We start from the raw sequence: 9,709 nt of genomic DNA on the forward strand, positions 1-9,709 counted from the left end.
TTCCAAAGCTTGCATTACGTCAACTAAAACTTGTACGCTTTCAATTGGCATTGCGTTGTAAATAGACGCTCTGTAACCACCAACTGAACGGTGACCAGGTAAACCAGAAATTCCAGCTTCTTTCCACATTGCATCAAAAGTTGCCGTGTGATTAGGGTTAGTTAATAAGAAAGTAGCATTCATATTTGAACGATCTTCTAAAGCAGCAGTTCCTTTGAATAATGGATTTCTGTCAATTTCTCCGTAAAGTAAAGCGGCTTTTGCATTGTTTAGTTTTTCAACTGCTGCAACACCACCTTTTTCTTTGATCCATTTTAAAGTCAACAATGAAGCGTAAACTGAGAAAACTGGAGGAGTATTGTACATACTATCTGCTTTAATATGTTTAGCGTAGTCTAACATACTTGGAATAGATCTTCCGTTTTTACCAAGAATTTCTTCTTTGATAACCACCAATGTAGCTCCTGCAGGTCCCATATTTTTTTGAGCCCCAGCATAAATAATATCGAATTTAGAAAAATCTAAAACTCTTGAAAAGATATCAGAACTCATATCGCAAACAACAGGAATATCCGTAGCTGGAAATTCTTTCATTTGAGTTCCAAAAATAGTGTTGTTACTAGTACAGTGAAAATAATCGGCATCACTAGGAATAGTGTATCCTTTAGGAATGTGATTGTAGTTTTCTTCTTTTGATGAAGCTACGATTACAGTTTCTCCAAAAAATTTGGCTTCTTTTATAGCGGCAGTTGCCCAAGTTCCAGAGTCAAGATAAGCAGCCTTACCGTTTTCTTTCATCAAGTTATAGGGAGTCATCAAGAATTCAAGACTTGCTCCACCTCCAAGAAAAAGAGCTTTATACCCTTTACCTTCAAGACCTAGAAGTTCAATTGCTAATGAACGAGCTTCATCCATAACGGCAACAAAATCTTTACTTCGGTGTGAAATTTCTAAAATTGACAATCCAGAATTATTAAAATCTAAAATAGCTTGTGCTGATTTTTCGAAAACTTCTTGTGGTAAAATAGATGGTCCTGCGCTGTAGTTGTGTTTTTTCATGGTGTTGTTTGTGTCCAAAAAATTAAGTTGCAAATTTCGGAAATCAGAGTTGAATAAGCGTTAAATAATTCGGAATAATTTGCTAATATTTTTTTATATTGTTAACAAAAACGATATAGTATCTACGTTATCCGCATAATCCCATAAATTTGGTCTTTGGGTTTCTCCAAAATTAATGCTGTCTTTCATGAGGTTATTACTTACAATACACTGTATTTGCTCACTTTCACTTTGTAGTCGAATTTGTAAATCATCACTGTTTTCATAAAATTCATAAAAAACGCTCGAAATAGGAGATGCATAACTATTATCTTCTTTAATTGTCAAAAAACCATTGTCAAGCAATTTAAAATTGCTCATCAAGAAAACGGCTTTATTGTAGTCGTAATTATTGGCATATTTTTCATAGTGAATGACATCCTGATATTCGAAAATAGCTTCAAAAAAGGCATTGAAGGAATAACTTTTTGGTACAAAAAGTTTGGAAACATTGCGGCATCCCAATCCAAAATACCTAAAAATATCTTCACCCAAAGCGATTAATTGTTCCTTAGTTTCTTTTCCGTCCAAAACGGCAACCGAATTTCTATTTTTTCTGATAATGCTCGGCTTGTCTTTAAAATAATATTCAAAATAGCGTGCTGTATTGTTGCTTCCAGTTGCGATAACAGCATCAAAATTTTCTAGTTTTGCTTCGACGAAAGTGATTTTATTGGAAAATTCAGGCTCGATTGCAATAAGATATTTAGCCAAGAAAGGCAATAAAAACTGATCATTTGACGATGTTTTTATCAATACATTATGACCAGTAATCAGCACCGAAAGAAAATCGTGAAAACCAACTAACGGAATGTTTCCAGCTAGAATGAGTCCAACGTTTTTGGGTTCATTTGTTCCAATAGTATATTTTGAGAGCCATTTGTCGATATTTTCTTCCGTCAGGGCTTTTGCCCAAGATTGAATAGAAAAATAGACATTTTCTGGTGTGTACCAACCGTTATGGGATTGTGAAAGATGGATTAAATTTACAAAATCTTCAAAAAAGGGTTCATTGTACAAAACCGCTTGGTCTATTACATTTTCTGCTTCGGAAAACTGCTTTAAAAATTTTCCTAATTCAATAAAACATCTTTTTTTATTGTTTTCGAACATAAGTAATTTGTATATGAATAGTTTTGATTGTATTTTTGGGCAAAAATAAACTATAATACGTTATAGACAATAGATATTAAAAATTGACTTTGGATAAAAGTTTTTATTTTCATAAAATCCCAATCTAAAATCCTAAATCCTTATTTAAAATGGCGATAATAATAACAGACGAATGCATCAACTGTGGTGCTTGCGAACCAGAATGTCCAAACACTGCAATCTATGAAGGAGCAGATGACTGGAGATACAAAGATGGAACTAGAGTTAAAGGGAAAATAATTTTGCCTTCAGGCGAAGAGGCAGATGCTGATGCAGCCCAAACTCCAATATCAGACGATATTTATTATATCGTTCCTGGAAAATGTACTGAATGTAAAGGGTTTCACAATGAGCCTCAATGTGCTGCAGTTTGCCCAGTTGATTGCTGTATTCCAGATGAAAATCACGTAGAAAGTGAAGAAACATTGTTGAACAGACAAGCTTTTTTACACAACGAATAAAATGGTTTTTTAGTTTAGAAAATAATATTAAATCCTGAATTTGTATTCAGGATTTTTTGTAAAAAGAGATTGGTATTGTATTAATCTCTAGTTTTTATTAATGAAACATTTATTAAATCTTATATTTGCACACTTTTAAAATAAATACAACATAATGAAAGCAGGAATTGTAGGATTACCAAATGTTGGAAAATCAACATTATTTAATTGTTTATCCAATGCAAAAGCGCAAAGTGCCAACTTTCCGTTTTGTACCATTGAACCTAATATAGGAGTAGTAAATGTTCCCGATTCGAGAATGGCAAAACTGGAAGAATTAGTAAAACCAGTTCGAGTTCAAATGGCAACCGTTGATATTGTGGATATTGCAGGTTTGGTAAAAGGAGCCAGCAAAGGCGAAGGTTTAGGTAATCAATTTTTGGGAAATATCAGAGAATGTAATGCTATTATTCACGTTTTGCGTTGTTTTGACAATGATAATATCGTTCACGTTGACGGAAATGTAGATCCCATTCGTGACAAAGAAACTATCGATATCGAATTACAATTGAAAGATTTGGAAAATGTTGAAAAACGTCTCGAAAAAGTAAATCGTGCCGCCAAAACCGGAAATAAAGAAGCGCAAACCGAAAAAGCACTTTTAGATAGAATTAGGGAAACATTGCTTCAAGCGAAATCGGCCAGAACCGTAGTTCCGCAAAATAATGACGAAGAAGTTTTGATGGAAGGTTTCCAATTGATTACTGCAAAACCGGTTTTGTATGTTTGTAATGTAGATGAAAATTCGGCAGTAAACGGAAACGCTTATGTAGATAAAGTTCGGGAATTGGTTAAGGATGAAGATGCCGAAGTGATTATCCTTTCAGTAGGAGCAGAGGCTGATATTACGGAATTGGAAAGTTACGAAGAACGCCAAGTTTTCTTGGAAGATATGGGATTAAGCGAGCCTGGAGCATCGGTTTTGATTCGTGCCGCCTATAAATTATTGAAACAACAAACTTATTTTACCGCAGGTGTCAAAGAAGTTCGTGCTTGGACGATTAATATTGGAGCTACTGCGCCACAAGCAGCAGGAGTGATTCATACTGATTTCGAAAAAGGATTCATCCGTGCCGAAGTGATTTCGTATGAAGATTTCGTTCATTATGGTTCAGAAGCCAAATGTAAAGAAGCCGGAAAATTCAAGGTCGAAGGAAAAGAATATATTGTGAAAGATGGCGACGTGATGCATTTCCGTTTTAACGTTTAAGTAAGACAAAAGATAATAGATTTATAGATAATAGACAAAACTGTTCAAGCAATTGGGCAGTTTTTTTGTGCTTATTTTTTGGTATTTGCTACTAAATTTGACTTTGTTCTTTATTGTAAATCTACATTGTATCGCTCCAATCCTTCTTTCAAAATGCTACGCATTCGGTTCCGCATTCGTTCCGGTTTTAAAATGGACAAATTATAAAGCAGTTGGGAATTGGGCAAGCTCAGGATTCGATGCGACTGCAATTATTTCTCTATCCATTCACGAAAAGCGGCTGTGTTACTTTGGCTCGTTTTTAGGTGGTTTGCGTGGCCTTTCATTTTTATAGATAGTGTGTTTTTTGAGTAACGCTCGAGCTTTTCTATGTGTTGTTTGCTGATAAGTTCACTTCGGTTAATCCTGAAGAAGTCCGAAGGGTTCAATTGTTGTTCAATTTCTTTTAAAGAGACTTCGTTTAATAAATGCTTTTTGCCCGTTGTATCAAAGGCAAAAACAACACCTTCAGAAGCTCTAAAAAACGTAATTACATCTACATCAATAAAATAAAACTCACTACGTTTATGAACTGTAAATCGTTTTTTGTACGATTGTTTTACGAATTTCTCTTCAATAAGTTTTGTAAGGTTGGTTAGCTGTTTGTTTTCATCAGATGGCGAATTTCTGAAAAGCAGGAACTTGTCCCAGGCTTTTTGAAAGCGTTCTCTTGAAAATGGTTTTAACAAATAGGCTATCCCGTTGCTATCAAAAGCATTCATCCAAAACTGGTCATAAGCTGTTGTGAAAATAATTGGACAGGAAATAGAAACTTGCTTGTAAATATCAAAAGCATTACCATCCAGCAGTTCAATGTCGGAGAATATTAAATCAGCAGATGTACTTTTTAAAAACTCAACTGCTGTTGCTACGTTATCAATTTCTGCTACTACTTTGGTTGGGACATCCAACTCTTCAAGAAATCTTTTTAACTTTTTTCTTGCAGGTATTTCGTCTTCTATGATTATGATCTTTATCATTGTAGTTTAATTATAGGAATGATTACAGCAAATTCTGCGTCTGAATTTTTGATTTCAATAGGCTTTTGTGTTAGCAACTTATATTGTTCATTAATATTTTGTAATGCTCTCCCTGATGTTGGTTTTGAGCTCCTCTTTGGGATAAAATTATTCGATATGCAAATAGTATCCGTTGTCTCTATTTTTATATGGACAGGATTTTCCTTTGATCCAAAATTATGCTGAATCGCATTTTCAATCAGTAGTTGCATCGTTAAAGGTACGATATAACCACTGGCTGAACTTTCAATTTTGAGTTGATAAGCTAAGCCGTATTTGTGTTGTATTAATTTGAAGTATTGCTCTGCAAAAGCCAATTCTTCGTCTAGCGGAACAAGTTTTTTGTCTGATGCTTTCAAAACATACCGATAAATATCTGCAAATTCATTCAGAAATTCCGATGCTTTATGTTTGTCTTCTTCAATCAGTTGGTCCAAAACATTCAGATTGTTGAACAAAAAGTGTGGATTGAGTTGTGTTTTAAGTTGATTTATTCTGCTTTCAGAAAGCGCCTGATGATAGTTTGTTAATTGCTGTTGATGATTTTTATTTTTGTTGTGATAATAATAGGCTATAAAAAAACTGCCATATATAAAACCGTTCAGGAAGAAGGTAAACGTTGTATAAGTAAAGGTTTCTAAATTAAAATTCCGTTCAATTTTATTGAATATTAGAGCGATAACTAATCCGATTATCTGCATAACTAGAGGATGCGTAATAAGCGATGATCCGAATATCTTTAGCATTTCTTTAGTACTGAAAACGTCTGATTTTTGCCATATTTTAATAAAGTAAAGCGTGATTATAAACAGCACCCCTGCTTCAAATAATGAAAACAATGCACCATCTGGAGTGAATGTATAGGCATTGATTTCCTCCCTAACGGATATACGGCTATAAATAGACTGAACATAAGCAAAAAGCATTATGAACAGAAGGAAGTATCGGTTAGGATATATTTTATAGAGCCAATTTTTCATTAAGAGTTTAATAGATTAATGCACAAAAATAGCCCTATTTTTTATAAGGCTATTTTATAAGGCTATTTTCTTAAAAATTATTATTTTATTTTTTCAGGAAACGAAACAATAGTATTCCCTTTGTCATCATAGAAATCGAGTTTGGCATTATTCTCTTTGTCCACATAAAACATAGCTCTTGGCATCCCTTTGTTATCAAAAAGAAACAAGCCATTATTTTCATTTCTTGATTTTCCGAGCATTACGCGAGGGGCACCACCAATCAATCCCTGTTCTTGATATATTTTGTATTTTTCATCCGCAGCTTTAGGATCTTTTTTACCGAGTTCATCAAGCTCTTTCATAATCTCTCCTGTTCTAGTCTGCGACTCATTGGATGGTCGGTCATTGAACATTATACCACTGCTTACAAATCTTTTGTCTCCCTCTTTGTAATCCTGTGTAAGCAGCTGCATTACTTGATCCCCGTCATATTGGTCATAGGTTAATGAAAGCCCTGAACTATGCCCGTTTGTATTTTTTTGTCCATCGTAAATGAATCCACCACATTCTATACCGTCCTCATTGAAAAACAGCATCCCAGAGCGTTTTTTTCGGTCTTCATTGGTTGGTTTTCCATTAATTTTTACTTTTCCATTCGGAAATTTTTCAACGTTTGTGATGATCATTTTTACGGTACCATCTTTTTCCACGATGTTAATTCTTTCGACATCAATCTCGCTAAATTTTTGATTGCCACTGTTTTTGAATGCAGATGTGGTAATAACAACCATTCCAACTACAGTAGCTACTGCAAAAGTCCTTAAAAAAATTAATTCTTTGTTCATTTCTTATATTATTTAGGTTAAACATAAGACAAAACTATTCTATGAAATTTTTCTAATGAACGACAAAACGATGAATAAAGGAAAAAATCGGTTAAACTAAGGAAATAGTGGATTGAGTTTAGGTTTAGAGTCTTCTGCAACAGGGGTAGAGGTGTTTTTGGTTGTAAATTGAAATGGGCTCGGAATGTAATTCGTGAGAACGGGTTTAATTAATCGTAACATTATCAACTATTATTACTCTTTGTTGTTATTTTGTCTATCATTTTTGCAATTCGTTCTACTTTTGTTGCATCTGTTTTTGCAGAATAAATCCATTCTAAAAATGTTTTTTGCTCTCCATTTGAATAACTTAAAAATGCTTCATAAGCATTTGGTACGTCCATTAAACAAAGCTTTAATTCTTCAGTAATTTCAGTTGGAAAATTGTCGGTAAATAAAATTATGCGAACATAATCGCCTTCTTCTTTTCTTATTTTTTTTCTTATTTCTGCTTTCACTGGCAGAAATAGATTTCCATTTCCCATTGGTTGCAAATTGTAATTTTTAATTTCAAATTTGTCAATTGTTCCTCGAACTCTTACCCAGCCAAAAGGTTTATTTTTGTTTTGTACTATTTCAGGAATTCTTGCAAATGTCCAACCGCCTTTACCTTGAAATTTTTCGAGTAAGTATTCTTTATCAACCAATGGGATTTGTTCTGTCATTTAAGTTAAGCTATTAAACACCAAAAATCAAGTTCCATTTTTGGTATTGCGCACGCAACGAAACTCTAGTTCTTGGTGGCAGTTTTTCTATTTAGTCGTGACTGTGTAAAAGTCATAAGTCGCTTTTGCGATGTTAGCTATAATTTTCTCGTTTGTATCAAAATCTTCTTTCGATTCACTCACAAAAACACTGATAATAAAATACTCACCATTTGGCAAAAAGACAATCCCAATATTGTTTACTGCAGCAGTAACTCCAGTTTCTTTGTTTGTTCCTGACCAACCCGTTTTGTGAGCAACAATTGTTCCTTCGGGCAATTGTCCTTTTATTCGGTTTTTCCCTGTTGTTGTTTCTTTATTTGTTTTCCAAAAGAAGTCATAACTGCTTTTGGAGAGTAAATTGTTTTTATTCTCATAAAACATTTTAAGTGTCTCGCTTGCAGTTTTAGGTGTTGTCCAATTTTCAAACATATTTTCCCACTTTGCTTGCATTTCTTCTTCGTTAAAAGTGATTTGTATATCCTGAATATTGTTCTTTTTAAAATATTCCTCAACAGTCTTAGGTGTTCCGATAAGTCTAATTAAAATATCGCAAGCAGTATTGTCACTATGTGAAACTGAATATTGAATTAATCTTTCAATAGTAAAACTCCCACCTTTCGGATTTTCGTCTCTAAGTGGACTCCAAAAATCTTCAGGTAATAGGTCATCTTTACTTATCTCAATTGTTTGGTCTAAAGAAAGGTTTCCTTTATCTACTTCTGCCAAAACTGCAAGTGCAATATGGAATTTAAAAACACTTTGCATTGGAAATCGTTTATCGCCGTGTAAAGAAATGGTGTCTTTTCCTTTATTTCCGATAATCGAAACTCCAACTATTGCTTTCTTGTCGGATACAATTTGCTCAATTTTTTTTCGTAGGGAATCAGTTCTATTATTTAAAGTCTGGCAACTTGTTGATAATAGTAAGTATAAAATCAATAAAATAATTAAGTTAAATATTTTTTTCATAATAATTTGTCCATAATTTTAAGTATGATTTCCACTTCCTTTTGTATTATCATCGGATTTTTGTCTGTTTATTTCTTGACAAAAAATATTCTTGTAATAAATATTCCTTTACCATCATCCTTTCCAGAGTCTGATTCAACACCGCTCGTAATAAAAGCTACTGACCAACCCTCCTTGACGACATCGTTTATTTTTGCAGCTATTATTGCGTCATTTGATGCAATATTGCCGAAATTTATACCCACTAAGCTATAAAAGTTTAATAACTTAGTCTCTTTCATATTTTCACCTACTTCTTTTAGATCTTCTCTTTCAATTAAATCCTGTTTTGATTTATTTCCTTCTCGCGTTGTCGTTAGCGCATTTACATCAGGTGATCCTTGGGTTTCAATAATTCTTGAACGACCAGCACCCATTGGCACTATTGATTCAATTATTGTTACTACTTTATACTCTTGTGCTGAAACAGTTAAAGTGGTTAATAAGCCAATCAAAAATAACATTTTTTTCATTTTGTTTTTGTTTTATTAGTTCTTACTCATTTGGCTTTTCAGAATCCGCCCAGTTTATTTGAGTGGGTTCTTGGCTCCACTTTATAAAATTATTTTTATTGATTTCGTCGTTTTGAAAACTTAAACAAAAACATAGCTAGAAGCAAATACACCCAAATATCGTTTGATTGACGAAGGTTAAGCGTTTTTAAGTTTTTCAAATACAACACCTTTATATTATTCTATTGCAATTGAATGGAAATTATCCATCTGGTTTTTTGGTGTAGAAGAGGGGAGTTTTCCTTTTTTATTTTCCATTTGTGTCAGAGAGTTATAATTAGTTGAGAATTATGAAGTAAACGGAATACTTCGTCAGTTTGCTTGATTGCATTTGAATTTGAATGAGTTTTAGTTTCGCTTATTTTTAAATGTTAATTACTATACCCTTTCACATAATCAACAATAAATTCTTTTGGATATTTTTTTTCAGTATCATTAATAATTTTATCTGGTATTTCATAAATTCCCAACATAAATTGCATTGGATAATCAGGTGATTGATTGATTTCTTTGACAATGACATTATCAATTAGGAATACAATTTTATCTTTTGTCCATTCGGTGGCATAAACGTGAAATTGGGAAACATCAATTTTGTATTCGTTTTCAGAAAAATCC

The 9,709-nt window shown here is 33.3% G+C and carries 11 protein-coding genes; 2 read left to right on the forward strand and 9 right to left on the reverse strand.

The window, feature by feature from the left end; translation table 11 throughout:
• Together serC and PHC28_RS06430 are read right to left on the reverse strand one after the other, a co-directional pair.
• The coding region (gene serC / locus PHC28_RS06425; RefSeq protein ID WP_300097454.1) for a 3-phosphoserine/phosphohydroxythreonine transaminase at window positions 1–1,059 on the reverse strand (1,059 nt) is incomplete at its 3' end.
• 93 nt (window positions 1,060–1,152) lie between these two features.
• Entirely contained in the window at window positions 1,153–2,211 is a 1,059-nt protein-coding gene (locus tag PHC28_RS06430; RefSeq protein WP_300097456.1) for an acyl-CoA reductase, read from the reverse strand.
• A 149-nt stretch (window positions 2,212–2,360) separates the two neighbouring features.
• Between PHC28_RS06430 and PHC28_RS06435 the strand changes: the two genes are divergently transcribed.
• A complete protein-coding gene (locus PHC28_RS06435; RefSeq protein ID WP_300097458.1) occupies window positions 2,361–2,711 on the forward strand; it encodes a 4Fe-4S dicluster domain-containing protein in 351 nt (116 codons plus the stop codon).
• Between the two features lie 154 nt (window positions 2,712–2,865).
• Window positions 2,866–3,960, forward strand: coding sequence for a redox-regulated ATPase YchF (ychF, locus tag PHC28_RS06440; protein WP_300097460.1), 1,095 nt, complete (start codon window positions 2,866–2,868; stop codon window positions 3,958–3,960).
• A gap of 251 nt (window positions 3,961–4,211) precedes the next feature.
• On the opposite strand, the gene PHC28_RS06445 is transcribed toward ychF, so the two are convergent.
• The 7 genes from PHC28_RS06445 to PHC28_RS06475 all read right to left on the reverse strand — a co-directional run.
• Complete coding sequence (locus PHC28_RS06445) at window positions 4,212–4,979, reverse strand: LytTR family DNA-binding domain-containing protein (RefSeq protein ID WP_300097462.1); 768 nt, start codon at window positions 4,977–4,979, stop codon at window positions 4,212–4,214.
• Window positions 4,976–5,998 carry a sensor histidine kinase gene (locus tag PHC28_RS06450; protein WP_300097464.1) on the reverse strand — a complete coding sequence of 341 codons (1,023 nt, stop codon included), beginning with the start codon at window positions 5,996–5,998 and terminating at the stop codon, window positions 4,976–4,978. The genes PHC28_RS06445 and PHC28_RS06450 overlap by 4 nt, the downstream gene beginning before the upstream one ends.
• A gap of 80 nt (window positions 5,999–6,078) precedes the next feature.
• A complete protein-coding gene (locus tag PHC28_RS06455) occupies window positions 6,079–6,825 on the reverse strand; it encodes a hypothetical protein (RefSeq protein WP_300097466.1) in 747 nt (248 codons plus the stop codon).
• Between the two features lie 224 nt (window positions 6,826–7,049).
• On the reverse strand, window positions 7,050–7,529 hold the full coding sequence (locus tag PHC28_RS06460) for a YdeI/OmpD-associated family protein (protein ID WP_300097468.1): 480 nt from the start codon (window positions 7,527–7,529) through the stop codon (window positions 7,050–7,052).
• Between the two features lie 87 nt (window positions 7,530–7,616).
• Entirely contained in the window at window positions 7,617–8,540 is a 924-nt protein-coding gene (gene bla, locus PHC28_RS06465; protein WP_300097470.1) for a class A beta-lactamase, subclass A2, read from the reverse strand.
• A gap of 68 nt (window positions 8,541–8,608) precedes the next feature.
• Window positions 8,609–9,052, reverse strand: coding sequence for a hypothetical protein (locus PHC28_RS06470; protein ID WP_300097472.1), 444 nt, complete (start codon window positions 9,050–9,052; stop codon window positions 8,609–8,611).
• Window positions 9,053–9,462: 410 nt separating this feature from the next.
• Window positions 9,463–9,709: glycoside hydrolase family 16 protein (locus tag PHC28_RS06475; protein WP_300097474.1), on the reverse strand; the 247-nt coding region annotated here is incomplete at its 5' end.

The organism is Flavobacterium sp. (genome assembly GCF_028712645.1).
Taxonomy (GTDB): domain Bacteria; phylum Bacteroidota; class Bacteroidia; order Flavobacteriales; family Flavobacteriaceae; genus Flavobacterium.

Coding starts and splice junctions, on each gene's coding strand:
- PHC28_RS06450 (WP_300097464.1), bottom strand. CDS start 5,998: ATGAAAAATTGGCTCTATAAAATATATCCTAACCGATACTTCCTTCTG.
- bla (WP_300097470.1), bottom strand. CDS start 8,540: ATGAAAAAAATATTTAACTTAATTATTTTATTGATTTTATACTTACTA.
- PHC28_RS06445 (WP_300097462.1), bottom strand. CDS start 4,979: ATGATAAAGATCATAATCATAGAAGACGAAATACCTGCAAGAAAAAAG.
- PHC28_RS06470 (WP_300097472.1), bottom strand. CDS start 9,052: ATGAAAAAAATGTTATTTTTGATTGGCTTATTAACCACTTTAACTGTT.
- PHC28_RS06460 (WP_300097468.1), bottom strand. CDS start 7,529: ATGACAGAACAAATCCCATTGGTTGATAAAGAATACTTACTCGAAAAA.
- PHC28_RS06455 (WP_300097466.1), bottom strand. CDS start 6,825: ATGAACAAAGAATTAATTTTTTTAAGGACTTTTGCAGTAGCTACTGTA.
- PHC28_RS06435 (WP_300097458.1), top strand. CDS start 2,361: ATGGCGATAATAATAACAGACGAATGCATCAACTGTGGTGCTTGCGAA.
- PHC28_RS06430 (WP_300097456.1), bottom strand. CDS start 2,211: ATGTTCGAAAACAATAAAAAAAGATGTTTTATTGAATTAGGAAAATTT.
- ychF (WP_300097460.1), top strand. CDS start 2,866: ATGAAAGCAGGAATTGTAGGATTACCAAATGTTGGAAAATCAACATTA.